General features: G+C 55.2%; 19 protein-coding genes. 5 read left to right on the forward strand and 14 right to left on the reverse strand.

All coding sequences use genetic code 11. From position 1 onward, the window contains the following. Positions 1-9: 9 nt before the first annotated feature. The gene (locus ACO2Q8_RS13610; RefSeq protein WP_423345370.1) at positions 10-411 is read left to right on the forward strand and encodes a hypothetical protein; all 402 of its coding nucleotides are present in this window, start codon (positions 10-12) and stop codon (positions 409-411) included. Positions 412-513: 102 nt separating this feature from the next. Here the strand turns inward: ACO2Q8_RS13610 and ACO2Q8_RS13615 are convergent, their stop codons facing one another. From ACO2Q8_RS13615 to ACO2Q8_RS13630, 4 genes are all read right to left on the reverse strand, one after another. Next, positions 514-1,716: an OmpA family protein gene (locus ACO2Q8_RS13615; RefSeq protein ID WP_423345371.1), complete on the reverse strand. Its 1,203-nt coding sequence runs from the start codon at positions 1,714-1,716 to the stop codon at positions 514-516. 253 nt (positions 1,717-1,969) lie between these two features. Beyond that, positions 1,970-2,821: a helix-turn-helix domain-containing protein gene (locus tag ACO2Q8_RS13620; protein ID WP_423345372.1), complete on the reverse strand. Its 852-nt coding sequence runs from the start codon at positions 2,819-2,821 to the stop codon at positions 1,970-1,972. 91 nt (positions 2,822-2,912) lie between these two features. Then, a complete protein-coding gene (locus ACO2Q8_RS13625) occupies positions 2,913-3,791 on the reverse strand; it encodes a hydroxypyruvate isomerase family protein (RefSeq protein ID WP_423345373.1) in 879 nt (292 codons plus the stop codon). 100 nt (positions 3,792-3,891) lie between these two features. Then, positions 3,892-4,581 carry a 3-keto-disaccharide hydrolase gene (locus ACO2Q8_RS13630; protein WP_423345583.1) on the reverse strand — a complete coding sequence of 230 codons (690 nt, stop codon included), beginning with the start codon at positions 4,579-4,581 and terminating at the stop codon, positions 3,892-3,894. 206 nt (positions 4,582-4,787) lie between these two features. Between ACO2Q8_RS13630 and ACO2Q8_RS13635 the strand changes: the two genes are divergently transcribed. From ACO2Q8_RS13635 to ACO2Q8_RS13645, 3 genes are read left to right on the forward strand one after another with little or no spacing between them, the layout of a single operon-like run. Next, positions 4,788-5,342: a GNAT family N-acetyltransferase gene (locus tag ACO2Q8_RS13635; protein ID WP_423345374.1), complete on the forward strand. Its 555-nt coding sequence runs from the start codon at positions 4,788-4,790 to the stop codon at positions 5,340-5,342. Then, positions 5,339-6,277 carry a hypothetical protein gene (locus ACO2Q8_RS13640; protein WP_423345375.1) on the forward strand — a complete coding sequence of 313 codons (939 nt, stop codon included), beginning with the start codon at positions 5,339-5,341 and terminating at the stop codon, positions 6,275-6,277. The genes ACO2Q8_RS13635 and ACO2Q8_RS13640 overlap by 4 nt, the downstream gene beginning before the upstream one ends. After that, positions 6,274-7,089, forward strand: a complete 816-nt coding sequence (locus ACO2Q8_RS13645) for a hypothetical protein (protein ID WP_423345376.1) — start codon at positions 6,274-6,276, stop codon at positions 7,087-7,089. The genes ACO2Q8_RS13640 and ACO2Q8_RS13645 overlap by 4 nt, the downstream gene beginning before the upstream one ends. 55 nt (positions 7,090-7,144) lie before the next feature. Here ACO2Q8_RS13645 and ACO2Q8_RS13650 read toward each other — a convergent pair whose 3' ends face one another. The 10 genes from ACO2Q8_RS13650 to ACO2Q8_RS13695 form a co-directional block, all read right to left on the reverse strand. Then, positions 7,145-7,651, reverse strand: a complete 507-nt coding sequence (locus ACO2Q8_RS13650; protein ID WP_423345377.1) for a hypothetical protein — start codon at positions 7,649-7,651, stop codon at positions 7,145-7,147. Between the two features lie 128 nt (positions 7,652-7,779). Beyond that, complete coding sequence (locus tag ACO2Q8_RS13655) at positions 7,780-8,553, reverse strand: SDR family NAD(P)-dependent oxidoreductase (RefSeq protein ID WP_423345378.1); 774 nt, start codon at positions 8,551-8,553, stop codon at positions 7,780-7,782. A gap of 266 nt (positions 8,554-8,819) precedes the next feature. After that, complete coding sequence (locus ACO2Q8_RS13660) at positions 8,820-10,811, reverse strand: FAD-dependent oxidoreductase (protein ID WP_423345379.1); 1,992 nt, start codon at positions 10,809-10,811, stop codon at positions 8,820-8,822. A 121-nt stretch (positions 10,812-10,932) separates the two neighbouring features. Then, a complete protein-coding gene (locus ACO2Q8_RS13665; protein WP_423345380.1) occupies positions 10,933-12,681 on the reverse strand; it encodes an FAD-dependent oxidoreductase in 1,749 nt (582 codons plus the stop codon). Positions 12,682-12,700: 19 nt separating this feature from the next. Next, on the reverse strand, positions 12,701-14,368 hold the full coding sequence (locus ACO2Q8_RS13670; RefSeq protein WP_423345381.1) for a RagB/SusD family nutrient uptake outer membrane protein: 1,668 nt from the start codon (positions 14,366-14,368) through the stop codon (positions 12,701-12,703). A 98-nt stretch (positions 14,369-14,466) separates the two neighbouring features. After that, the gene (locus ACO2Q8_RS13675; RefSeq protein ID WP_423345382.1) at positions 14,467-17,865 is read right to left on the reverse strand and encodes a SusC/RagA family TonB-linked outer membrane protein; all 3,399 of its coding nucleotides are present in this window, start codon (positions 17,863-17,865) and stop codon (positions 14,467-14,469) included. 31 nt (positions 17,866-17,896) lie between these two features. Further along, the gene (locus ACO2Q8_RS13680; RefSeq protein WP_423345383.1) at positions 17,897-18,901 is read right to left on the reverse strand and encodes a FecR family protein; all 1,005 of its coding nucleotides are present in this window, start codon (positions 18,899-18,901) and stop codon (positions 17,897-17,899) included. 44 nt (positions 18,902-18,945) lie between these two features. Beyond that, positions 18,946-19,617, reverse strand: coding sequence for an RNA polymerase sigma-70 factor (locus ACO2Q8_RS13685; RefSeq protein WP_423345384.1), 672 nt, complete (start codon positions 19,615-19,617; stop codon positions 18,946-18,948). A 263-nt stretch (positions 19,618-19,880) separates the two neighbouring features. After that, on the reverse strand, positions 19,881-20,240 hold the full coding sequence (locus ACO2Q8_RS13690; protein WP_423345385.1) for a hypothetical protein: 360 nt from the start codon (positions 20,238-20,240) through the stop codon (positions 19,881-19,883). A 125-nt stretch (positions 20,241-20,365) separates the two neighbouring features. After that, positions 20,366-21,508 (reverse strand): putative sensor domain DACNV-containing protein, encoded by a 1,143-nt coding sequence (locus ACO2Q8_RS13695; protein WP_423345386.1) that lies wholly within the window; start codon positions 21,506-21,508, stop codon positions 20,366-20,368. Between the two features lie 389 nt (positions 21,509-21,897). Between ACO2Q8_RS13695 and ACO2Q8_RS13700 the strand changes: the two genes are divergently transcribed. Then, the gene (locus ACO2Q8_RS13700; protein WP_423345387.1) at positions 21,898-25,002 is read left to right on the forward strand and encodes a PAS domain-containing sensor histidine kinase; all 3,105 of its coding nucleotides are present in this window, start codon (positions 21,898-21,900) and stop codon (positions 25,000-25,002) included. Positions 25,003-25,017: the final 15 nt, after the last annotated feature.

The raw sequence follows: 25,017 nt of genomic DNA on the forward strand, positions 1-25,017 counted from the left end.
CCACACATCATGAAAACGATTGCACAACAAGTACTAATGATTCTTTTTTTCGGCTTGATTGTCCCCGTATCGAACGCCCAGGGGACCGATGGCAACGATGCCAAAGCGGAGCAAAGCGCCTTTGACGTGAACCTGTTTCTGGGCCAGCGCGAAAAAATCAACCTGATGCTGGCGGTTCGTCAGCCCAAGCGCGTGACGATCCGCCTGAAAGACGCCCGCAACAGTGTGCTCTACCAGGAGTCGGTGGGCAAGTCCCGGGCCAGCCACTGGCGGAAGTTTGATTTTTCGGGGATGAAAACCGGAACGTACTACTTCGAAATCAGCAGCGGCCAGCACGTCATCGTCCGCCAGGTCGAAGTGGGTGCCATCCCCGCCACAGAAGCGCAGCGGTTTATCAGCTACGCGAATTGAGTTGGTTCCGCTGAATGCAAAACCGGCTTTCCTGTGTCAGGGGAGCCGGTTTTTGTTGGTTTATGGAATCAGTACAGTATTTTCAAGTGTCTGTTCGAAGGGCTACAGTTTCCGAAACTCCACCCGCCGGTTTTGCCGTCTGCCATCGGGGGTGCTGTTGTCAGCAATGGCCTCACTTTCACCCTTGCCGATGATTTCCAGACGGTTTTCAGCAATTTTGAATTTGTTTGCCAGGTAGTTGCGCACACTCAACGCCCGTTGTTCCGACAGCTTCTGGTTGGTCGCCACGTCGCCGTCACTGTCGGTATGTCCGACAATCAAAAACCGGGTCTCTGGCTTACCAGCTAACACCCGCCCTATTTTATCCAGTAAGTCGAACGATTCCGCTTCGATTCGGTCCGACCCCGTTGCAAACAGAATACTGGAGGTGGTAAACCGTCCCTCTTCCATCAACTGCGTCCGCAAGTCTTTTTCAACGGCGACAATTTTCACATTCGATAAAATAAAGCGCTGATTCTGTTCTTTTTTCGTACCGTTCAGTCGGAAATTAATGGTCGTGGGTTGAATGCCCGAAAGCAGATTAGGTGAGTCGGCCACTTTTGTGCCGTTTATGAACAACCGTAACCGGCTTTTATTCACCAGCGCCACCCAATGCGTCGTTTTGCCAATTACTTGATCGGCAATGGCGTACGGTATTTTCTCTTTTATTTCAAACGACGTATTTCGATTGAAAAGATCAAGCTGATGCTCCCTGGCATCTCCCCACAGACTGAACCCAAAGGCCCCGTACCGGTTCTTCGGATCGTTGTGTTTCAGGCCGCTGAGTGTCTGGAAATAGACGTTAAAGTAGGTATTATACAGGCTTGCCGGTACATTCTGAAGCGTCAGATCGAACTCCAGCGCCACGTGCTCCGGCAACGATTTCAGTTGCGGCACCGTATTGCTGTTCGGATACAACCACAGGCCACTTCCTGGGTCCAGGGCCACCACCTCCCCGCCCGAACTGCTCACAAATGTCCCCGGGTAATCGCCTTTCGGCGTGTCGGATAAGTGATCCGTAAAGAGCACCGTTCCGACATAATTCAAGGCCGAATCCTGTTCAGATTGTCCTGAAGGAAGGGTTGAGGTTTCTTGTGGGTTGCCCTCGACCGGCCGGGCCGCCCGTGACGGATTTTGCGGAGCCGAACTCCGGGAGTCGGTTTCCGGACTGGCAGCCGGTTTAGGCGTAGGAACTTGTTTTTTCGGACCATCGCCCAGAATGACATCCAGGGCCTCATCCGTTTTCTGAGCTGATTTCTGCTCCACTCTGCGTTCGAGGGTGCGTTCTGCTCCCCTTGTCCCCGCCCTTTCTACCCTTTTCAGAACATTTTGGGAATAAGCCGTTGAGAACAAAAAAAATGACAGGAGAAATAAAAAAGCCGTTTTTTCCATAAGCGAGAGGGCCTTAGACCCGTTTACAGGTTGCCCAAGGGAATTTGAACCCACCATGAAGCACATCCGAAGGTAAGCGGGTGGAAAGAAACGCGGTTGTAAAAAACCGAAAAAACGACTTCCTTACTTAGTGCCCGGAAGCACTGACCATCGTCAGATACGGGCCATTGTCAATCAATTCCAGCAGGAGTTGAAACTGTCGGAGTTGAAGAGTCGTAGGCGCTACTCCAAAAACTTTTTTAAAATCCTTATTGAAGTGAGAGGCATCGTAATAGTTATACAGCGCCGTTATAAAAACCAGGTCGTGTTTTTCCTTCCACTGGCGGTATTCCAGAAAAATGTGGTTGAAACGGATCATGCGGGCGTAAGCGGACGGTGAAACGCCCACCTGGTTCTTAAACAGCAGTTGAAGGTATCGCTCGCTCACCGGTAGGCACCGGCAAATTTCAGCCGTGGTCACGCATCCCTTACGCCGGTAGATTTCATCAAGAGCCGCGTCGACCACCGTAGCCCGAAACGACTTTCCAGCCACAAAACTGAGCAAAAAATCGGTAAGAAGCGCCACCCGATCTTCGTTCCGGGTTAACCGCTCATACCGGGCAATAAGGAGGTTGAAGCGGGCACCGAACAAGGACGCGCCTTCCACGACCTGGTTGGTCAGCCGATGGACGGGGACATCAAACCATTTCCACAATGCCGTGGGTTTGAAGCTCACGCCCACAATGCCGCAGACCGGCTGAAGCGGAACCAGTAAGTAACTGTTGGTTTGCTGACCACAAATATAATACGGTACCAGGATGCCCTTGAGTACCGGTGAAAGCACACTCCAGTTGCCCTCATACTGCATACCCAAAATGCAGGTACCGGACGGCATCAGCATTTCCGGTTCCAGGACAGGTCCGGTCTGGCGGGTTTCCATCGAATAGAAAAACGAAACAAAGGGCTGCAACGCTTCGGGAACGGGGTATTGCTGGTACATAGCCGCTTTGATCAGGGAGGAACAGGAGTTGTTCTATTGGCAAAAAGGTTGCCCGTGTGGAGGCAACCTTTTTTATGATAAACCACACCCGCTACACATCGCAAATCTGGATGCTTTCCCGCAACGAGGTCAGCGGGTCGCGTTTCGGGATGAATTCCTGGGCCACGAAACCTTTGTAGCCGGTATCGACAATGGCTTGCATGATAGCCGGGTAGTACAATTCCTGGCTGTTGTCGATCTCGTTTCGGCCGGGGTTGCCGCCGGTGTGGTAGTGGGCAAAATACCGGTGATCGCGCCGGATCGTCCGGATGATGTCGCCCTCCATGATCTGCATGTGGTAAATGTCGTACAGCAGCTTGAAGTTTTCGGAACCGACGCGCTTGCAGAGTTCTACGCCCCAGGCCGATTTGTCACACATGTAATCTTTGTGATCGACTTTGCTGTTGAGCAGTTCCATCACCATTGTCACGCCGTGCTTTTCGGCGCTGCTCATGAGCCGCTTCAGGCCCAAGGCGCAGTTTTCCAGTCCTTTTTCGTCGTCCATCCCCTTCCGGTTGCCCGAAAAGCAGATAACATTTTTCAACCCGGCTTCTTTCAGCTTCGGGAAAATGGCTTCGTAACTCGCCACCAGCTCGTCGTGCAGCTTCGGGTCGTTGAAGCCATCGTTGATGCCTTTGCCGGCCCCCTGCGCCATCGAGCAGGTCAGGCCGTATTTTTGCACGACGGGCCACTCGTTGGGGCCGAGCAGGTCGACGCCGGTCAGGCCGATTTCTTTGGCGGCTTTGGCGAAATCCTCCAGCGGAATTTTGCCATAACACCATTTGCAAGCCGAGTGATTGATGCGGCCTTTCAGCGCCGGAGCGGTTTTTTCGGTAGCGTCCATCTGAGCAGCGAAAGAGTCAATAGCAGAAAAGGTCAGGGCGGTGCCAGCCAGGGTTTTGATCGCCGACCGGCGGGAAGATGATTTCATAAGGTTGGGAATAATGAATATTGAACATTGAATAACGAATATCGAAATAACCCAGCGTCACATCGATATTCGCTATTCAATATTCGTTATTCGATATTTTCTAGAGTTCACGAATCCGGATGTTCCGATACCACACTTTGTCGCCGTGGTCTTGCAGGGCGATGCGGCCTTTGTCAAATTTGTTGAAGCCTTCCCAGCCTTTAAACTTGCTGTCGTTCACCATCTTCTCCCATTCGGGGCCGCTGGTCTGGTATTCCACCACTTTCTTGCCGTTCAGGTAGTGCTCGACTTTGCCTTTATTGACCACCAGCCGAACCTTGTTCCATTCGCCAGCCACTTTCTGGGCCGAGAAATCCGAGGGCGGCAGCATGTCGTACAGGGAGCCCGACGTACGGTTTCCGTTTTTACCGGCCTTGGCGTCCGGGTGCCGCTCGTTGTCGAGCACCTGCATTTCGGGGCCGGTTTGGTAGGTAGCTTTGAACTTCGGGTCTTCGTGAACACGGTAAATGATGCCACTGTTGCCTTTCTCCGAAATCTTCCATTCCAGTTCGAGTTCGTAATTCTCAAACTCCTGGTCCGTTACCAAATCGCCCCCGCCCCGGCCGGTCAGCGCAATGGCGCCGTCTTCAACCTGCCATTTGTCCGAAACCGGCTGCCCCTGCTTCAGGTACGTGTGCCAGCCAGCGAATGACTTTCCATCAAACAGTTTAACCCACTTGCCTTTTTTGGGTCCCGACGCCAGGGTTTGGGACGTATTCACAACGGTAAGGATCAGGGCCAACAAGACCATACGGGCCATGATGCTGAGCGTACTTTTCATAAAAAATGAATTTGAGTGTATGATTGCGTGCTGCACGATTGACAACGGAACAATATTAGAAAACCGCCGTCGATGCAGCAACTATTTTGGTAAAAAGCTACCGGAAAATACGTTTATTACAAGATTGATAGAATTTTACACCCAAATTCCCGCAACGGCCCTGCAACTTTGCCGCCATGAAAACGCGCACCGAAATCGACTGCGGCAACGGAATCACGCTGGCGACACTTCAACCCGCCGATGCCGAAGCCATTGCTCAACTGGCCAACAACCGCACCATCTGGCGCAATCTGCGGGATGCCTTTCCGCACCCGTACACGCTGTCCGATGCGGCTTCGTTCCTGGATGCGGTCGAAAACGGCTATCTGGGGCTGGTGCTGGGCATTTATGTGGAGGGCCAATTTGCCGGAACGACCGGTGTGGTCCCGCAAACCGACGTTCACCGGCTGTCGGGTGAAATCGGCTACTGGCTCGGCGAACCGTATTGGGGCCGGGGAATAGCGACGGTTGCCGTCGGTCACCTGGTTCGATATGTATTTGAGACAACCGAGCTGATCCGGCTTTTTGCGGGTATTTTTGCCTACAACAAACCGTCGATGCGCGTGCTGGAAAAGAGCGGTTTTACGCTGGACAATGTCAAGAAAGCCGCCGTGTACAAAGACGGGAAGGTGTGGGATGAATACCGCTACAGCCTGCTCGACGAGAAAAAAGTAACCGCCCTACGGCCATGACCATCGCCGAAAAAATCCTGCAACGCATCAACCGGCCCGAGTTGCTGCGCATCCTGGCGGATGAACTGACGCCCTCGGAACTGAACACGGTGCTGCTGGAGGTGTTCGACCGGCAAACCGCCCGGTTGTCAGCCCCTGAACTGCTGAAACAGTACCAGAAAAACCGCTTCGTCAAACCGGCCGACCTGGCCGTGATGGCCCTGCGCGGCTTGGAAACGCGGCTTTTGCAAATCTTCGAAACCTTCCGGTTTCAGCCCATCGAACTGTCGCCGGTAGCTCCGCTGGGTTCGTGTTCGGTGGTGGCCACGGCGGATCAAAAGAAAATCCTGTCGGCCCTGCGCGGTACGGAAGTGCTGGCCGACGCGACGAATGCACTGGCGCTGCACGTGGCCGATCTGAAAAAAAACGGCCGGTGGCAGCCGGTTTCGCCCACCGACCAACTCCGGTTTTCCACCATTCACCGGCACGTCCGGACGCCCGAAGTGACCATTCCGGGCCACTCGCAGCATTTCAAGATTGCCTGCCTGATTTCATCGGGACGCGATACAGGGAGTTTTCAGTTTGAGCGCGAAAGCCTGGCCGAGCACCTGGCCGTGATGACCGCCATCTTGCGCGATAGCCTGCAAATCAGCACCTTGCGTTTCCGGCTGATCCGGCGCAGCGAAGACGAGGATGGGCGGCTTTTGGAGCAGGTAAGCAATCATATTCGACAACTCCGGCCCGATCTGGTACTGGAAACCGACCGCACGCCCAGCCACGAAAACCGGTATTACAAAGGCTTGCAGTACAAGGTGTTGCTCACGGTGCGGGGTCAGGAGATTGAGATTGGCGACGGCGGTTTTGTCGATTGGACGCAGCAATTGCTGGAAAATAAAAAAGAGCGGTTTTTGATTACCGGTTTGGGAATCGAATTCCTGGCTCGCTTGCAGCCATGAATCAGGGACGGGTGATTTACGAAGATGAAGCAGAACCGCACTTCCGGCTGGCGTACCCCGGCCCGGCGCTGGCGGCTTTTGTGGATTATTATTTCGAAGTCAACCAACCCGCCACACTGGCAAACCCACTGTACTTGAACGGCTTACCGAACCTTTCCAACTTACTAACGATTAGTTTACAGCCCCAAAGCTGGCTGTCGATCAACCCGAAAACCGGGGCGCTTAAAACCGTCAAAGGCTCCCGGTTTTTCGGCAACCTGACCGAGCTTCACACGTCGATCTACCCCGGGGGCGTCCACGAATTTTACGTCAAATTCAAACCGGGGGTACTCGGCCACCTGTTCCGAATTTCGAGTGTCGAGATTGAAAATGCGAACGAAGACCTGTCGGTTCTGCTCCGGCCCGATGAACTCGAAGAACGCTTGCAGGCAGTTGGTCATTTTCGCGAGCGGGTCTACCTAATGGAAGCTGTTTTGCAGAAACAACTTCAGGCCTTCGAGCCAGACTACCGGTTTCGACTTGTTCAGGTAGCGTTGACGCACTTTCATCAAACCATTGACAATCAATTCGTTCACCTGCATCAGCTTTGCCGCGATCTGGGTGTTTCGTACCCATCCCTGCACCGGTATTTTACCGATACGCTCGGGTATTCACCCAAGTATTGTCAGAAACTGATCCGCTTTAAAAAAGGGTTACAGTTCTATAAACGACACGGCAGTCAGTATCCGTTCGAAGAGGTTGGTTACACGGATTTCTCTCACTTTGTGAAAGAAGCCCGGCAGCTGACCCAACGACCGCCTTCAGAACTATAAAAAACGGCCTGCCAAAGCTGACAGACCGTTTTGCAAAGTTCAACTTACTTACGACTTATTGCTTCTTTTCGTCATCGTCTCCATTGCCATAGCCCATGTGGTGCGGGTCGTAGCCATCCGCAGGCTTGTCACCTTCCTCCAGCATGGTGGCTCCCTGCCGAACAAACAGCGCTTCGTCCGACGGGTTGTCGGGCAATCCTTCGACGCTGCTCGGCAAACCGCTTTCCACCTTATCCGGTGCCGTGGCCGCATCCTGCCGGTTTTCAGCAATTACATTCGGATCAACATCCCATTCCTGAAACGATCCGTGCGTGTCCGGCCGGTTTTCCGGTTGGTGGCTTCCGCCAAAGGCTTCTTTGTTTGCTCTCAGGTCGTGGGTCGTTTCACTTTGATCGTTCGCCGTTACGCGCCCCTCCCCCGTTCCAACGCCTTCGCTCGGGTTGCCGTAATCCGACGTGCCGTGCTGATAGGGATTTTTGGAATAATATGATTCATCCCGCGCCTGCGGATCGAATTGGTCCAGATTATCGGTTTGGTCCAGATTATCGGTTGTGTTGTCCATAGTCATGATGGTGAGGTTGATTTCACTTCATAACTCGGAAAACCGGGAGAAGGTTTAGAGTTTACCAGTTTATGGTTTATGATCTATAGTTTTCATCCATAGCAACCATAAAACTATAGACCATAAAATCATCTTCCCATCCAGCCGCCGTCGACGGTCAAAATAGTGCCGTGGACGTAGTTGGAAGCCTGGGAGGCCAGGTAGACGACAGCCCCCTGCAAGTCGGCCGCTTCGCCCCAGCGCCCGGCGGGGATACGGGCCAGGATGGCCGGATTGCGGTCGGCGTCGGCCCGGAGGGCGGCCGTGTTGTCGGTGGCAATGTAACCGGGCGCGATGGCGTTGACGTTGATGCCTTTAGCCGCCCATTCATTCGCCAGCGCCTTCGTCAGCGACCCGATGGCACCTTTGCTGGCCGCGTAGCCCGGCACCGTCACCCCACCCTGAAACGTCAGCAGCGAAGCCGTGAAGATGATTTTCCGGTTGTAATCGACCTCCTGCGTGAGCATTTCCCGGCCAATTTCGCGGCTGATCACAAACTGCGCGTTCAGGTTGATGTCGATGATTTCGTCCCAATACTCGTCGGGATGCTCGGCGGCCGGTTTTCGGCGGATGTTTCCGGCGTTGTTCACCAGAATGTCGACAGGCGGACACTCCCCGCGCATCGTTTCCAGAAACGTGTAAATGGCCGCACGGTCCGCGAAATCAACCGGAAAAGCGTAAAACTTCCGGCCCAGTGCAGTTACAGCCTGCTCTACCTCACTCCCTGGTTCGAGCGTAGCCGATACGCCGATGATATCCGCCCCGGCTTCAGCCAGCGCAATGGCCATCGCTTTTCCAATGCCGCGCTTGGCGCCGGTGACAAGGGCGGTTTTGCCCGCCAACGAAAATAAATCAAGAATCATGAAGAACAGCTCAGTAGATGAATACCCGTAAAGGTACAAATAGGCCCTCATCTACTCCAAACGAACCCAAGTACTTTAGCCCGTGTTTTAAAAGCAATTCAATTGTTCAATATAATTGAATTTACAAAGACCATTCTTTCCACTCTCAGCGAAGTCCTGTGTTTTAACGTACCCACGGACTTTAGTCCGTGTGAGCTAAAATGATCTGATAGATGATATAAACTAAAGGTCATTCTGGCTCACACGGACTAAAGTCCGTGGGTACGTTAGAAGGCCGGAACGAATAGCACAGCGTCGGCCACAACCGGGCCGTCGGGTTGGGTTGCCGCAATTTCCACAGATGCGGTTTTGCCTTTCGGCAGTTCATATTCGCCCAGCGCGACCCACTCGCCGGAGGTCTGCCCGACCACCACAATGTCCGACGGTTTGATCGGTATGGTTTTGGTCGCTTTGCCGTCTGCCACCGTGATGCCCAGTTCAGACGCGCTTTTGGGCAGGCGCGGGAAGTAGGTGTAAATCTTGTATTTACCCGCTTTGGCAATTTCCGGTATAAATCGCACGGCCCCGGTTTCGCCGGTTTCGTTTACCAGGTACGACGGGCCGTAACCGCCTTTGCTCTTGCTTTCCAGCCGCCAGTTGCCGTTGGTATTGACCCGCGTTTTGTCGTCGTTGTCCACCAGAATTTCGGGCGTGCTGCCGTCGGCCAGCGGATCGGTTTTCAATCGCTGTTGCAGTTTGGTGACATCAATTTTTTGCACGCTCGTTTTGGCATCAATCGCCATCGAGGCCGCCAGCGCCGTCGATTGGCCCAGCACCATAAAAACCGGCTCCATTCGGATCGACCCGTAGGCAATGTGAGAGGCCGACAGACAAACCGGCACCAGCAGGTTTCGGCACTCGTTTTCTTTCGGAATCAGCGCGCGGTACGCAATCGGGTACGGACCAAAACCGCCCACTTCGACGTTTCCTTCATTCTTCGCCATTTTCTGGCCGTTTTTCTCGATCACGATTCGCTGAATGTTGTGCGAATCCATCGTGTAAGCCGCCATGCCAACTCCGTCCGTCACGACTTCCTTGCCCTGGCAATTGGCCTGCGTCATGACGTATTCGCCCACCATCCGGCGCGCTTCCCGGACATACAGTTGCGGTGACCAGTTACCCGTGTCCATGTACTCATCCTTGGGATAGCCCCACTTCAGCATCTGCTCCCGAAGCTCCTGCGGTACGCGCGGGTCGTGGCCGAAGAAGTACAGCAAGCCCTTGGTATACAGCGCGTGATCGCGGATGATCTGCGCCCGTTTCTCGTAGCTGCCGTCCGGGTACTCGTAATTCATGCCGATCATGTCGGTCGAAAAACCGTTGCGGTTGTTGATGTCGGTTTTCTTGTTCGGCATCCCGCTCCAGATAAAGTAGTCGTTGAGCGTGCGTTTCTGCGGTTGGGCCGCGATCAGCCGGACGAGCAATTCGTATTTCGTCGAATCGTAGCCCGCCGGACGCGTGATGGGCACCTGGTTGGCCGGGTCCGACGAGAGGCAGATGCGGTAATTATAGGCCTGCACCTTGGTATCGCCGGTGCCGTTGGGTTCCAGCTTCGCCGGGCTGACCCCCCAGACCAAACCGGATTCCGGTTTTCCGGGCGTTTTGAACGGGTCGATGCCGTCGGGCAACTGGTGGCCGGTCATCAGTTGCACTCCACTGAGGGTCTCGTTGTACTTCGAGTTGTCTTCCCGCCCAACGATGTACGAAACGCCCGCTTTCGCCAGCAGATCGCCTTCGTACGTGCAGTCGATGAATATTTTGGCCCGCACGGTGCGTTTCGCAGACGGATTATCGGCATTTTCCAGCGTGATTTCCTGGATCTGGTTCCCGGTTTTCTTTACGCCAGAAAGCCGGTGGGCATACAGCACATCTACCTTGCCGCGCTTGACGTAATCCTTGAACAGGTCCTCGGCAACGTGCGGCTCGAAAATCCACTGTTCAAACTTGCCGTAGTGCTGGCCAATGCGCCGGTAATAGTCGCGAGCCAGGCCCGTGATGGCGTATTTGTTGCCGATGTCGGTCAGGCCCAGGCCACCGGAGGTCATGCCGCCTAGGTGTTTGCCGGGCTCGATGAGCAGCACGGTTTTCCCGGCTTTCCGGGCGGTGTAGGCCGCAATGACGCCCCCGGACGTGCCGCCGTAGACGCAAATGTCCACCTGCTGGGCCAGGGTTGAAGTCAGGAAAAGGAGGTTGAGGCAGATTAGGATGATGTAGCGCATAGTTTGGAAAGAGTTGTTACACAGGGTTAATCAGAGGACATCAGAGTTAATCAGGGTGTTTCTCTGATAACCCGCCGGACGGCCCCGTCTGATGTCCTCTGATTAACCCTGTGTAATGATTTTATTTTTTCAAAGCCGCCAGTTGATTCGCTTCAAAGTTGGGATCGGCGACGGAAAGCCCCTTCTCGTAAACCAGAATCGCTTTCTGTTGAAGCAGTGACTTCTGCAAGTCCGGCACCGCCAGCGCGTGCACCGACTGGGCTTTCTGCACGCACAGGGCCGCAGCCGTACCAGCCGCCTGCCCGAGCGCCATCCAGCAAGGTTCCATCCGGAGCGTCGAGAAACCGATGTGCGTGGCCGAAGCCGGAACGGGGGCCAGCAGGTTTTCGAGGGGCGAGTCCGGCACGATCACCCCGAACGGAACAGTATACACCGCCGACGGGTAGCTGATGAAGCCGTCGAGGTGAATCCGGCCCGGTTCGCGCTTCCGCACGGCGTGCGAATCGAGCGCGTAGTGGCTGGCCGTGATGCTGTCGGTGTGGAGCGGGGGCCGTCCGCCCGGTTTTTCGGGTTGGGCATCCTGCGCCTTGAAGATGTACTTGCCCTTCATCCGCCGGCCTTCCCGGACGTAGAGTTGGCGGGGAAAATGGCCGTTGTCGGTGTATTCGTCTTTGGCCCAGCCCCATGCCGAGCACTCCTTGCGGAACCATTCGGGCAGTTCGGGGTCGTTTTGGGCGAAATAAAACAAGCCTTCCGTGTACTCCCGCAAGCGTTGGGCGAAACGGTCCCGCCAGTCCCAGCCAGAGGTCGGATACGGCCAGTTTTCTTCCGGTAAATCCGTCGAAATGAACGCATGGTGCTGGTTGTTGCCATCGTTTTTGCCGTTGGGGAGTTTCACCATGTTCGTCAGCCAGGCGATGCCTTTGGGCATTCCGGGGACTTCGGGCGGCAAACCGGCTTTGGCCCGGCGCAGGTTCTCGACCCGCTGCGCATCGGGCAGTTTCATCATCGCGACGCCGGTGTAGTGACCAGTTTTCACGTCGTCGATCAGCGAGACATATTCCTCGCGGTTGTAGCGGGCTGGTTTCGGGATTTTGAACCGGATTTTCGGATCATTCGTCAGGCACAGGCGATAATTGTACGACTGGACGGCATTGTCGCCCTGAAACGTCGACCCTTCTCCTTCCGGCCCGGCCCAGTATTTGTACACCCGCCCGGCCCCAACTTCGCCGTACTCCGATTTGCCTTCCCGACCGAGGAAAAACGGCACCCCGGCGGCCGCGATCAGGTCGCCTTCGTACGTTCCATCGATGAAAAACCGACCCTGGTAGATTTCCGTCTTCTGGGTCGTGCGGTTCAGGACGCGAATGCCCTGAATGCGGTTTTGCTGGATCGTCAGGTTTTCCGGCTCAAAATCAAACTGCCGCATCGTCAATACCGTCACGTTGGGGCTTTCTTTCAGGAAATCGTTGAAGATTTTAGCCGCCACCGCCGGTTCGAAATGGTAACCGTCGGAGCAATCCTTTACCTGCTGCGAATCCGCACCGTATTTCTGGACATAATGCGCTTTGATTCGCTGGACAAATTCCAGAAACAAGCCGCCCGTAGCACCCCGCGTCGCGATGTCGGTAGCGCCCAGGCCGTTGGCGGGCAAACCGCCGATGTGGGCCGTTCGCTCCAGAATCAGGGATTTGCGACCGAGCCGGGAAGCTGCCACAGCCGCCATGATGCCGCCGGGCGTGGCCCCAACGATAATCAGGTCGTATTGAGTATCAGCGGTTGAGAGTGCATAGAGTTCAGGAAGCTGGGTTGTCAGGGCCAGACCGCTCAGGCCGGACACTTTCAGAAAATGACGACGGGTTGTGGGCATAGGAATGGATCAGCAAAGATTAATAACCGGGATTCTGCGTGAGCGCCTTGTTCGTGACGGTTTCGATGTACGGAATCGGCCAGAGGTAATCCCGGTTGGCTTTGAAAATCCGGACTTCGACCACCCGCATATCGGCTTTGTTGGGCACGTTGCTGTAGTCGGGTGTTCCGTTGGCGTCGATCACCGGGGCCGTCGCCAGCAGTCCCTTCGGAATCCGGCCCAAAAAGTTGCCGTTCAGGAGTTTGTCGGCCAGCTTCCAGCGCCGGATGTCTATTAACCGAAAGCCTTCATTCGTCAATTCATACTTACGTTCCTTCCGAATGATCGACCGCAGTTCGGCCTGCGTCTTACCGGTTTTGATCGGCGGCATGTTCACCGTCGGGCGTTGGCGGACGGCGTTGATGGCGTCGTATACCGATTGGTCGATCTGGTTCCCTTCTATTTTAGCTTCGGCGTAAATCAGTAACACCTCGGCGTAGCGGATCAGTGTCACGTTCAGTTCCGAGTTGTTGCGATCGTCCTTGTCGGTCAGGTCGGTGTATTTCCGCCAGCAGTAGCCTGTGTAGGTGGCAAACGCGTGAATGGCGTCCTGGTTGTCGATCCGCGCGCCGGTCGCGTAATTGACGGTTTTGACGCTGTCCTTGTGGGTTTCAAACTTGAAATTGAAGAAGTTGGAACCGGGTACCGCCACTGTGAAATCCAGCCGGGGATCACGGTTTTTGAACGGATCTTTCGGATTATACAGCGGAGATTTATCAATCGTCAGCCCGTCGGTACACTCGTAGGCATCGATCAGCGCCTGGCCCGGCACCTTGTTGGAAGCCCCCTGCGCGTTCCGCGACAGGAAATTCTGCGGAGTGCTATGAACGACGGTGCTGGTTTTCAGGTACTGCAAGGCAAAAATAATCTCGCTCGACGTCTGGCCCCGGTACGAAAACAGTTCGCCGTAGTTCGGATGCAGTTTGTAGACGTTCAGGTCCATCACGGCTTTGGCGGCCTGGGCGGCTATCTCCCATTTTTCGTTGTAAAGCGCCGTCCGGGCTTTGGTCGCCAAAGCCGCTCCTTTCGTGGCGCGTCCGACGTTGCGGGCGTCGTAGCTTACCGGCAGGTCTTTGGCGGCTTCGTCCAGTTCGGTCAGGATGAAATTGACGCATTCTTCCTTGCTGCTTTTCGGCACCTGAGCGTCCGACAACCCCAGCGTTTTGGTCACCAGCGGCACCCCGCCGAACAACTCGATCAGGTAGTGGTAGGCGTAGGCGCGGACAAACCGGGCTTCGGCACGGAAACGGGCTTGCAGGGCCGCATCCATTTTGCCGTCCAGCTTGCCGATGTTGTCGAGAATAAAGTTACAACGGCCAATGATTCGGTAGGAGTTCACCCAGACGGAATTTACAAATCCGTTGTTGCTGTCGTGGCTACCCTTGCCGATCTGTTGCAGGGCGCTGTTGTTACGGTCCCAGCCCAGGTCGGAGCAGTCGTCGAGCAGCAGTTGCGTCGGCATGTTGTCGCTCGGGTGAAAGTTCATGCCTTTGTAGGTGCCGTTGACGGCCAGTTCCAGTTCGCTGGCGTTGGTAAAATACGACTGGTCGGCAGGGCCTTCCAGCGGGTAGCGTTCGAGGTAATCTTCGCAGGCCGTCGTGCTGAAGAGTAGACCGGCCGCTAACAGAAGGTAATGTATTTTTTTCATGGAAAGATGTCCGATAAAGGTGGTTTTACCCCCAACCCCCTGAAGGGGGTTTTTACTACGTGGGCCAAAGCCCCCTTCAGGGGGTTGGGGGTGAGCATTTAGAAACTGACGTCAAGCCCGAAGCTGACCATTTTGACCTGCGGGTAGCTGCGACCCGTGCCGACCGGCGACTCCACGTCGTAACCGTCCCAGAACTTATCCCAGGTCAGCAGGTTCTGGCCGTTGACAAATACCCGCGCGTTGCTGATGCCCGCCCGCTGCGTCAGGGTCGTGGGCAGCGAGTAGCCAAGCTGGATGTTTTTCAGACGCAGGTAGGCGGCATTGCGCATCCAGAAGCTGGAGTTTTTCTCGTTGTTGGCTTCGCTGAAGGCTAACCGGGGAAAAGTCGCATTCGGGTTTTCGGGCGTCCAGTGGTCCTTGTGCTGCTCCTGCACGGTACCACCCAGGAAGAACGGCATGATGCCCTGCTCGTTCAGCAACCCGTCGGCTTTGCCCACACCCTGCAAAACGATGTTCAGGCTAAAGCCTTTGTAGTAGCCGTTGAGCGTGGTTCCGTACGTAAACCGGGGAATCGTGCTGCCGATCACGACGTTGTCGTCGCCGTTGATGATGCCGTCGCCGTTCTGGTCTTTGTACTTGATGTCACCCGGTTTGATGACGCCAAACTGCTGGGCGTGGGCGGCCACCTCATCCGCCGTTTGGAACAACCCTTCGGCCTGCAAGCCAAACAGCGAGCCAATCGAATAGCCTTCCCGGTTGACCGTCAGGCCGGTTTGGTTGACCCCGCGCAGATCGACCACGGTATTTTTGACATCCGAAATATTGAATCCAACGTCGTACCGAAAATCCCGGATGGCCCCTCTATAATTGATCCCCAGCTCCCAGCCCTTGTTGTCGACCACACCCGCGTTCTGGAACGGCGCTCCCAGGCCGACGATGGCCGGAATATCCAGCGCCAACAGAATATCCCGCGTCTGTTTGGAAAAATAGTCGGCCGTGATCGACAGGTTGGAAAACAGGGTGGCATCCAGCCCGATGTCGGTCATCTCGGTGGTTTCCCACGAAATATCAGCGTTTGCCAGGGTGTTGAGCGCCACCACGTTGACAATCTGCTTACCCAGCGTATACGGCCCGAATTGCAGCGACGACATGAACGGATAATTCCCGCCCGGAATATTCTGGTTGCCCAGTCGGCCCCAGGAAGCGCGGACTTTCAACTCATTCACTACGTTGGTCAGCGGTTGCATAAAGGCTTCCTGCGAAATCCGCCAACCGGCTGATACCGAAGGGAAAAAACCGTATTTATTTCCTTTCGAAAACCGCGACGAACCGTCGTACCGGGCGTTGGCTTCGAGCAGGTATTTCTGTTTGTAATCGTAATTAATCCGCCCGAAAACCGACTGCAACGCCCATTCCGACGCCCCGCCCGAGGCCCGCTGAATGTCGGAAGCTCCGGCGTTCAGCACCTGGTAATCGGGCAGCAGAAAACCTTCGCGAAATGCCGAGGTATTGTCGTTGCGGAAATCTTCGCGGGAAAAACCGCCCAGCACCTTCACACCGTGGTCACCGTACACCTTGTCAAAGGTCAGCGTTCCGCGCAGGGTGGTGTACATCGACCGGTTCGTCGTTTCGGTTAAACTGCTTTTCGCCGGAGCCAGAAAGCTGAGCGTACCGTCGGGTTTGTAGGCCTGCACGGCCTTGTTGAAGTTTTTGTCAATGGACAGCGCGTATTTCGGCGAATAGGCAATCTCGGCCGTCAGCGACTCGACAGGTTTATACACCAGAGCCGCGTTCAGCAGTACGTACGGGCTGTTGTTTTTGCGGGTTCCGCCATCGCGCGACATGGCAATCGGGTTGTCGCCGTTCCAGCCGTCGCCCCAGGTGCCGTTGGAATTGATGCCGATCTGGTTGGCCGGAATCCGGTTCATCCAGTGAAACACTTCTTCCGAACCCCGCCCCGGTTCGATGGTCGTGGCGGCTACCACCTGCAAATCGGCGCGGGCGCTGAATTTTTTGGAAAGCTGGATGTCGGTGTTGTTCCGAAGCGTATACCGCCGGAAGCTTGAATTTTCGATGATGCCTTTCTGGTCAAGATAACCGGCCGAGGTCAGAAACCGGATGCGCTCGCTCCCGCCGTTGATGCTGAAAAAGTGGCTTTGCTGCAAACCGGAGCCGGTCAGCACCTCTTTTTGCCAGTCGGTATCGGGGTATAAATCCCGATTTGTCGGCCCTTCCGTGCGGTATTTCTGGATCAGGTCGTCGGAGTACAAGGGCGCCCGGCCCACGTTGACGTACGCTTCGTTGGTCATCAGCATGTGGTCGATAGCGTTGGCCATCTTGGGCAAGTTGGTGGGTGTTTGCCAGCCGATGTAGTTGTTGTAATTGACCGAAATCCGGTTGGCTTTGGCCCGTTTGGTCGTCACCAGAATTACGCCGTTGGCCGCCCGCGACCCGTAAATCGAGGCAGAAGCGGCATCTTTCAGGACCGAAATGGATTCGATCAGGTTCGGATCAATGCTGTTCATGGAGCCTTCGATACCGTCGATCAGGACCAGTGGGTCAGGGCTGCTGCCGCCCAACGTCCCGACGCCCCGAATCCGGATGGTTCCGGCATCGCCCCCCGGTCGGCCCGAGCGCTGCGTGACGGTCACGCCCGGCATCAGGCCCTGCAAGGCCGCCGAGGTCTGCCCCACCGGCCGCCGGGTGATGTCCTCGCTCGTGACCGACGAAACCGCCCCCGTCAGGTTTACTTTTTTCTGCGTGCCGTAGCCCACCACGACCACTTCCGACAGGGATTTGGTGTCGTTTTCGAGCTTTACGGCGATGTTGTTGCGGTTTCCGACCGTTACTTCCTGCGAAATGTAACCGACAAAGCTGAACACCAGCACGGCGGTTTCATCGGGCACCGTCAACTGGTAAAAGCCCTTGCTGTCGGTGGTGGTGCCGCGCGTCGTTCCTTTCAGTACCACGCTCACGCCCGGCAAACCGGCCCCGGTTTCGTCGGACACGGTGCCGCTCACGGTCACGTCGGCCACGACGGTTTGCCGGGGCGCTACCGATTCGGGCGTTGCGAAAACCGGGTGGTCGTCGGGTTCAGCGGGCGCGTTCGACGCGGCCGGTTCTGCTGCGTTGCTCCGGTTCGAGAGGTCGTTTTTTTCGCGCCGGGCTTCCGAAATCACGAACGTATCCTTGCGAATCTTTTTGACCCGCAAGCCGGTATTTTTCAGCAAGGTTTGCAGCGCTTTTTCGACCGAACCGTTCAGGTTGACGGCATCGGCGGCCACATTTCTGCCGACCATGATGCGGTCTTCAAACACAATTTCGACGCGGTAATGGCGCTGCAAGTCGAGCAGCACGTTTTTGAGTTGCACGGGGGCGCTGCGGCCGGTCGACCGTTGGACGGGCTGCGCCGACGCCAGCGTCTGGCAAAAACCGGCGATCGGGTAGCAGGTCCACAAGAGGGTTAATACGCCCAAGTGGTAGACAGTTTTTTTCATGGTAGAATGACAAAAAAGGGAATAGGAATACTCAGTGTTCTTTCAATACATAGGTATTTCCGGTCGAATCGACCCGGATTTCGGAGGTTGCAACCAGCAGGTCCAGCAGCTCAGTGGCCGTGCGGGCGCGGTAGTTGCCCGAAATGGTACGATAAGCCAGTGAATCGTCGGCGATTTCCACTTTTTTACCGAAGTGTTCTTCGATCAGGTAGCAGGCTTCCCAAAGCGAGGTATCGCGAAACTGGAACAGATGCCCGTTTTCGGCCGGGTTTTTCCGAACCGGCGCCAGCTTCCGGAGTTGCATGGCTCCCTGTTGGCTCAGCATCACCATCTCACCCGGTTTCATCACCAGTTGCTGGTTTTTGGTAGCGGTTTTGTAATCGACCCGGATTTTGCCGCGATCCAGCACCACGTTCGTCTGCTGTTTCCGGGCGTACACCGTAAATTCAGTGCCCAGCACTTCGATTTGAAACTGGTCGGAGGTTTTGACCACAAACCGCTGGTGATCCGGTTTGTGCGTGACCGAAAACCGCCCTTCGCCGGTCAGCGTCACCCGGCGCACATCACCCCAAAAGCCAAACCGGGGCACCTGCAAGGCAGAGTTGGGCCGGAGCGTCACGTCGGTACCGTCTTCCAGCCGGATCGTTCGCTCCTGATTGGCCGCGGTCTGGTAGGTTTCGTAAAGCAGTTTTGTCCGGAGCGGACGCACATTCACGCCCAGCAAGAGCAGGGCCATAGCCGCCACCAGGTAGGCCCGCCAGCCCCACCGGCGAAACGGCAGTCGGGGAGCGGCTACCGGTTCGGTTTCCGGCGATGGTTCTTCGACCTGATCAAGACGCCGGGAAAGTTTTTCAAACGCCTTGTCGGCGTCGGGCCGGAATTGCAGCGACTGCATTTCCCATTCGAGCAGCCAGGCGTGGAAGGTTTCGGTATTGGCCGGATTTTTCAGCCATTCCTCCACGGTTTGCCGTTCGAGGGGGTTAGCCTGCCCCGACAGGTAGGCAAAGAGTGTCTGTTTCGATACCAGATGATTCATGGTTGTACGGGTTGAGTAGCAGACTCAGAAAACCGGTTTTTCCCTTAGTGTAGTGGAAAAAAGGCGAGCAGCACGAACAGTACTGTCCATTCGTCCCGGAGTACGTGCCGCAGGTGTTTAAGCGCTTTGGAGATGTGGACTTCGACGGTTCGGGGCGAAATCTGGAGTTCGGCGGCAATCTCGTCGTACTTTTTGTTCTCGAACCGGCTCAGCAGAAAAACCCGGCGGCACTGGAGCGGCAACTGCCCGATGGCGTCGTTGACGGCCAAAAACAGGTTGTTGAAATGCACCTCGGAGTCGGGCTGAAGCTGATGACCGGCCAGGTGATTTTCAGTGGTCGTTTCGATGGAGTCGGTTTTTCCGAATTCCCGGCGGAGATGGGTATACGCTTCGTTTCGAACCGCCCGAAACAGGTAGCTCATGTACGACGAACGCACGTTGCGGTAGGCTTCCGTGCGGTAGAACTGGTAAAACACCTCACTCACCAGGTCCTCGGCCAGTTGCCGCGCATACACAAACCGCACGGCGTGGCTGCACAACGGGGTGTAATATTGCCGAAACAGCAGTTCGAACCCTTTGCGGGGTTCTTCCTCAAAGGCTTTCCGCAGAAAAAGTTCGGAATCGTACACCGTTGACATAGGCGGTTCGTCGGGTAGGGATGGCCCGGGCCGGTGGTCAGGCAGTGGTGTCGGGTACAGGCGGTTAAAGGTAGCCATTAATTCGCAGGATGCTAAAACGAATCAAAGACTTAATTGCACTATTTTACCCGTAGTCGGTTTTCAAAAAAAGTTGACTTTTTTTGAAAACGTCTTTTGCTGACACAGAAAGGCGGTTTTTACAAAACACAAAAACCCGGTTTAAAACCGGGTTTCAGCATAGTTCATTCCGTTCTGCACATCTTACTTGCGTAAAGTAAGCGTCCACATCCGGAATACCGTTTATTATCTTGTATCTTGTATCCCTTTTGTCTCCCTCTCTATTATACGTACTGCTGACGCACCGTCGGTACGTGGAGTTGGCTCGGCTCTTTCAGCAGTCGGAGTTCGGTGTATTCGTATTCTTCTTCGAACAAATCCTGCAAATCATGGACGTAATACAAATACCGGCGGGTTTGCACACATAGCCAGCAGTTCATGCCCGGCACCAGGCGCGAATCTTCATACAGCCAGGAGTTGGCCATCGGGTCCGGACTGAAGCCAAAAGCCTGGAGCCATGACTTGGTTAACTTGATCGGTTGCGGACGGTTGGGTGGCTGAAGTTCCTTTAAAAGTCTTTCAGTTAACAGAACGGGCTCGTTATGGATCAGGTAATACCGATTGGGTTTGGGACGGTGGACCATTGTGCGGATAAGAAAGGGTTTTACTAAACTATATAAAAAAGTGTAATACAAGTAACTTACATTGATAAATAGTTATATTAAGTTTAGTAAGCGGTCCTTATTCCTTTCATTTTGACGGTTTTACCTTACAACAACAGCGCGTCCACGCGGTGCGCATGCACCATCCGGTCGCTGGGCGACCAGGCAAAGATCGTAAACCGGCCATCCTGCGAAGCCACCAACGCTACCGCATCGCGCTGATCGAACACAAACTGGGCCGCCGACAAATGCCGCGTACCGCCCGTCTGGGCCGGATGCACCACCACCGCCTGATTGCCCACCACCGGTTCGGTGACAATAATCTGCTCCACCCGGTCGCTGACTGCCGACCGTCCGATTTTGGCCCCAAACCCGAGCACTTCATACCGGTCGTTGATAATCGTGGCTCCGTCTACGGCCGTCAGGCCCGCAATCCAGTCGACGGCCTGGTTGACCGATCCCCGCCATACGTTGGGGCCAACGGCTTCCGGTTCCTGCCGCAGCAAGTCCCGAAGTTGCGAAAACACCGGCACCACCGGATACGAAATCGGATCGATGATGGATTCCCGCCAGGTTTGGCTTCCCGAGGGTACCACCAGCAACGAGCCGCCCCGCCCATGCGCCCGCATCGATACCGCCAGTTGGACCAAGACATTCATCGAGTCGTTCCAGAACGAAGGCAGCGTAAAACCGAGCATCGAACTGACCACATTCGGACAATCGGGTGTCCGGGCCGTTCCCTCGTCGATGATTTTGATCTGATCACCTTTTAGAATTGCCACATTGACAAACTTGCCAAAACCGTCCATTCGGCGGTGTTTGATCACCAGTAAACCGGGTTCGATGACTTCCAGCACGAAGCAGTTCCCCGGAATGTCGCGGGTGGTGCCCCAGATATACAAGGCATCGTTCTCATACCAGACGCCGAGGTGAATGCCCGGCCGTTCGACGGCCGGGGCCAGTTTGGTCAGCGTCGCGGGAGTCAGCCCCAGGCGGTGTCCGAACAACAGCGGGCTTCCCACCTGATCGGGCGGTAACAACGCCAGCGAGACCTTCGGCGAATTACCTTCTTCGTGTTGTAAACTGGCCCAGAACGCCGAATCGATCACGGCCTCGATCATAGCAGCATGCGGCTGATGGGCCGTATCCGGCTCCCCGTTGAGCGTGGCCGTGGCAAAATGGTGATCAAAATAGGTTTCTAATGTTTCGGCCACCAACCGGGCTCCCTGGTATGTCGATTTAAAGTACATATAGTAGACTGCTAGATAATAGAGAAAAGATGTGAGACTAACGTTCTGGTTTTTAACTAACTAGGCGCTTGTCTATTCTCTTTCTTCTTTTGTCTGGGTATAGTTTGAAGACGTCTTTTCTCTTCAAAGAAGAGCTGTTAACCAAATTTAAGTTCCAACCACAACCCGGACCTTGTAGGTCAGGGCCCTGTCTGGCCTAAAATAGCACAAATAATACGTTGATAATCAGTAAATTTTCTATACTTACCGGTTCGCAATTTTGTAATGAGGCCGTTGCGTCTTTGTATAGCGCCTTTCCGCAACGTACTTTCCTGGTACGGTTAAAAGAAGTTCGGCGGCATTTCTTTATCTTTAGGATTACATTTAGACCTGCGCGAAGGCACCCACCTGTGAATACCGATTTAAAACCGACGAATGAATTATTCGAGTTATTAACCAAAGCCACTCGGGATGTTGTCTGGAACTGGGATCTGGAAGCCAATACGGTCTGGTGGAATGAAGCATACACAGCCGTATTTGGTTATCCGCAGCCCACACCGGAACCAGGCCCCGAATCCTGGTATGATTACATTCATCCGGACGATCGGGAAGACGTTCTGGAAAGTATTCACCAGGTCATTGACCAGGCCGGTTCGAACTGGTCGGCGGAATACCGGTTTCGCCGGGCCGATGGCTCTTACATCATCGTCTACGACCGTGGGTATGTCATGCACCGGCAGGGAAAGGCCGTTCGGATGGTCGGCTCCATGCAGGATATTACCGAGCGGGTTACCCTGCAAAAAGCCCGCCATGAAAGCGAAGAACGGCTCCGCTTTGCCCTGCAATCGGCCCAGCTCGGAACCTGGGATTTGAATCCTGCCGACCAGACCATTACCTGGGATGCCCGTTGCCAGGCTCTTTTCGGTTTACGAGATGCTAATCCGTCGGCCTACAGCCAGGTAGCAGTCCACATTCATCCCGACGACCGGCAGCGGGTTGAGGATGCCGTTCAGTGGGCTTTGAATCCGGAATCGGGCGGTTATTACGACATACAGTACCGCACCATCGGGGCCGATGATGGCGTCATGCGCCAGGTTCATTTCATGGGCCAGGCCTATTTTACCGAAACCGGCCAGGCTTACCGGTTTTCGGGCGTAGCCCGCGATATCTCGGACGAGGTGAAAGCCCGCGAAAAAACCGCTCTGTCGGAACACCAGGCTCAACTGGCCCTGGAAGGGTCGGGAGCAGGGTCATTTTCCATTGATCTGGAAACCAACGCCATCGTCTATTCGCCTGCGCTTTCGCTGCTGCTGACCGGAGAAGCCCGCACGGATCTGACCCGCGACGTTTTTGTCAATCACCTCCACCCCGACGACCGGTCCATTCGCGAAAAGGCGTATCGGGTCGCCATGCGCACCGGAAACTTACACTACGAAGCCCGTTTTGTATGGAACAACCGGGAGATTCACTGGATCAAGGCCCTGGGGCAGTACTTTTACAACACCGCCGGAAAACCGGTTACTTTCTCCGGCATTGTCATCGACATCACCCAGCAGAAGGAAGCCGACCAGGCCATGCACAAAGCCGAGGAACGGTTTCGGAACATGGTGGCCCAGGCACCCGTCGCCATCGGCATAGTGAGTGGAGAAAACCTGATCATCGAAACGGCCAACCAGGCTATGCTGGCGGTGTGGGGAAAAGAAAGCAGCATTCTGGGCCTGCCCCTGATCGAAGCTCTGCCCGAAATTCGCGATCAGGGTTTTATCGAACTTCTGCAAACCGTTTATAAAACCGGCGTTGCTCACTACGGTTTTGAGACACTGGCCCGGCTTCAGCGCAATGGGCAGTTGGAAGAAGCTTATTTTAACTTCGTCTATGCCCCGATCCGCGAGGAAAGCAACCGGGTCGGCGACATCATGATTCTAGCCATTGAGGTCACGGCACAGGTCAAAGCCAAACAGGCCCTCGAAGACAGCGAACAGCGGCTGCGCTCTCTCATTGAAGAAGCCCCGGCCGCGATAGCGCTGTTTACCGGTCCGGACATGGTGATCGAACTGCCCAACGAAGCCATGATCAAGTTCTGGGGAAAAGGGCCTGCCGTTGCCGGGAAGCCGCTGCGCGAAGCCCTGCCTGAGCTGGTCGGCCAGCCTTTTCTCCACATTCTGGATGAAGTGTATCGCACGGGTATTGCTTACACCGCTCAGGAGGACGAAGCCATGCTCATTGTGGATGGCAAACCGGGCATCTATTATTTCAATTATACGTATAAACCGCTGCGTAATGCCGACGGCGAAGTATATGCCATTCTCGAGGTCGCCATCGACGTGACGGAGCAGGTACTGGCCCGTCGGAAAATTGAAGCCAGCGAGCAGCGATTCCGCACCTTGCTGGAAGCCATCTCGCCCATGACCTGGACGAATACACCGACGGGGGAAGCCACTTTCTTTAACCAGCAGTGGTATTCATATACGGGTTTAAGCCTGGAGGAGTCGATCGACTGGGGTTGGGAAGCGGTTCTGCACCCGGATGATCTTCCGCATACCCTTGCGTTATACCAGAGGTCGCTGGAAACCGGGGAAATTTATGTGTCGGAAAACCGCTACCGGCGGGGGTCCGATGGCATGTACCGCTGGCACCTGAACCGAGCCTTACCCATCCGCGACGAAACGGGAACAATTATGTTCTGGGTAGGAACGGCTACCGATATTCACGAACAGAAACGCATCGAGGCCGAGTTGGAAAGCCAGGTGCAGGTCCGCACGCGGGAGTTGAACGAGTCGAACCAGCATTTGCTCCGCTCTAATGAAAACCTGACCCGGTTTGCCTATGTGGCCTCGCATGATTTGCAGGAACCGTTGCGCAAAATTCAATCGTTTGGCAATTTGCTGGAAAGTCAGTATGCCGCCGGTCTGGGCGAAAGTGGCATTGATCTGATCAACCGGATGCAATCGTCGGCTGGGCGTATGTCCGAACTGATCCGGGATTTACTGGCGTATTCGCGGATTTCAACCCGCCAGCAGTCATTTGACCCGGTTTTGCTGGAAGATGTTATCCTGAACGTCCGGGAAACGCTGGAATTGCAGATTCAGCAGGCTGGCGCCGTGATTGAGAGCGACGTGCTTCCGACGGTGCATGGAGATGCATCGCAGTTGGGCCAGCTCTTCCAGAACCTGCTATCCAATGCCATCAAGTTCGGTCGTCCGGGCGTTCCTCCGCACATTTGGATTACGTACGAACTGTTGCCCGGCAACGCCTTGCCCGCTACCGTCCAAACCGCCCGTTACGCCAGTCAGTACCACCTGATTTCGGTTACCGACAACGGCATTGGGTTCGATGAAAAGTATGCCGACCGGATTTTTGAGGTTTTTCAGCGGCTGCACGGCCGGACATCCTATGCAGGTACGGGCGTCGGTTTGGCCATTTGTCAAAAAGTAGTGGAAAACCACGGCGGAGCCATCAAGGCCCGCAGTCAACCCGGCCAGGGCAGTACGTTCAGGGTTTATCTCCCTGCCTGAACATCGGGCAGCACC

Origin of the sequence: Larkinella sp. VNQ87, assembly GCF_049445795.1 — a bacterium.
Lineage (GTDB): Bacteria > Bacteroidota > Bacteroidia > Cytophagales > Spirosomataceae > Larkinella.

Excerpts from the sequence above, each read along its gene's own strand:
- ACO2Q8_RS13610 (WP_423345370.1), top strand. The coding sequence starts at position 10 with ATGAAAACGATTGCACAACAAGTACTAATGATTCTTTTTTTCGGCTTG.
- ACO2Q8_RS13620 (WP_423345372.1), bottom strand. The coding sequence starts at position 2,821 with ATGTACCAGCAATACCCCGTTCCCGAAGCGTTGCAGCCCTTTGTTTCG.
- ACO2Q8_RS13625 (WP_423345373.1), bottom strand. The coding sequence starts at position 3,791 with ATGAAATCATCTTCCCGCCGGTCGGCGATCAAAACCCTGGCTGGCACC.
- ACO2Q8_RS13630 (WP_423345583.1), bottom strand. The coding sequence starts at position 4,581 with ATGGTCTTGTTGGCCCTGATCCTTACCGTTGTGAATACGTCCCAAACC.
- ACO2Q8_RS13635 (WP_423345374.1), top strand. The coding sequence starts at position 4,788 with ATGAAAACGCGCACCGAAATCGACTGCGGCAACGGAATCACGCTGGCG.
- ACO2Q8_RS13640 (WP_423345375.1), top strand. The coding sequence starts at position 5,339 with ATGACCATCGCCGAAAAAATCCTGCAACGCATCAACCGGCCCGAGTTG.
- ACO2Q8_RS13645 (WP_423345376.1), top strand. The coding sequence starts at position 6,274 with ATGAATCAGGGACGGGTGATTTACGAAGATGAAGCAGAACCGCACTTC.
- ACO2Q8_RS13650 (WP_423345377.1), bottom strand. The coding sequence starts at position 7,651 with ATGGACAACACAACCGATAATCTGGACCAAACCGATAATCTGGACCAA.
- ACO2Q8_RS13655 (WP_423345378.1), bottom strand. The coding sequence starts at position 8,553 with ATGATTCTTGATTTATTTTCGTTGGCGGGCAAAACCGCCCTTGTCACC.
- ACO2Q8_RS13660 (WP_423345379.1), bottom strand. The coding sequence starts at position 10,811 with ATGCGCTACATCATCCTAATCTGCCTCAACCTCCTTTTCCTGACTTCA.
- ACO2Q8_RS13665 (WP_423345380.1), bottom strand. The coding sequence starts at position 12,681 with ATGCCCACAACCCGTCGTCATTTTCTGAAAGTGTCCGGCCTGAGCGGT.
- ACO2Q8_RS13670 (WP_423345381.1), bottom strand. The coding sequence starts at position 14,368 with ATGAAAAAAATACATTACCTTCTGTTAGCGGCCGGTCTACTCTTCAGC.
- ACO2Q8_RS13675 (WP_423345382.1), bottom strand. The coding sequence starts at position 17,865 with ATGAAAAAAACTGTCTACCACTTGGGCGTATTAACCCTCTTGTGGACC.
- ACO2Q8_RS13680 (WP_423345383.1), bottom strand. The coding sequence starts at position 18,901 with ATGAATCATCTGGTATCGAAACAGACACTCTTTGCCTACCTGTCGGGG.
- ACO2Q8_RS13685 (WP_423345384.1), bottom strand. The coding sequence starts at position 19,617 with ATGGCTACCTTTAACCGCCTGTACCCGACACCACTGCCTGACCACCGG.
- ACO2Q8_RS13690 (WP_423345385.1), bottom strand. The coding sequence starts at position 20,240 with ATGGTCCACCGTCCCAAACCCAATCGGTATTACCTGATCCATAACGAG.
- ACO2Q8_RS13695 (WP_423345386.1), bottom strand. The coding sequence starts at position 21,508 with ATGTACTTTAAATCGACATACCAGGGAGCCCGGTTGGTGGCCGAAACA.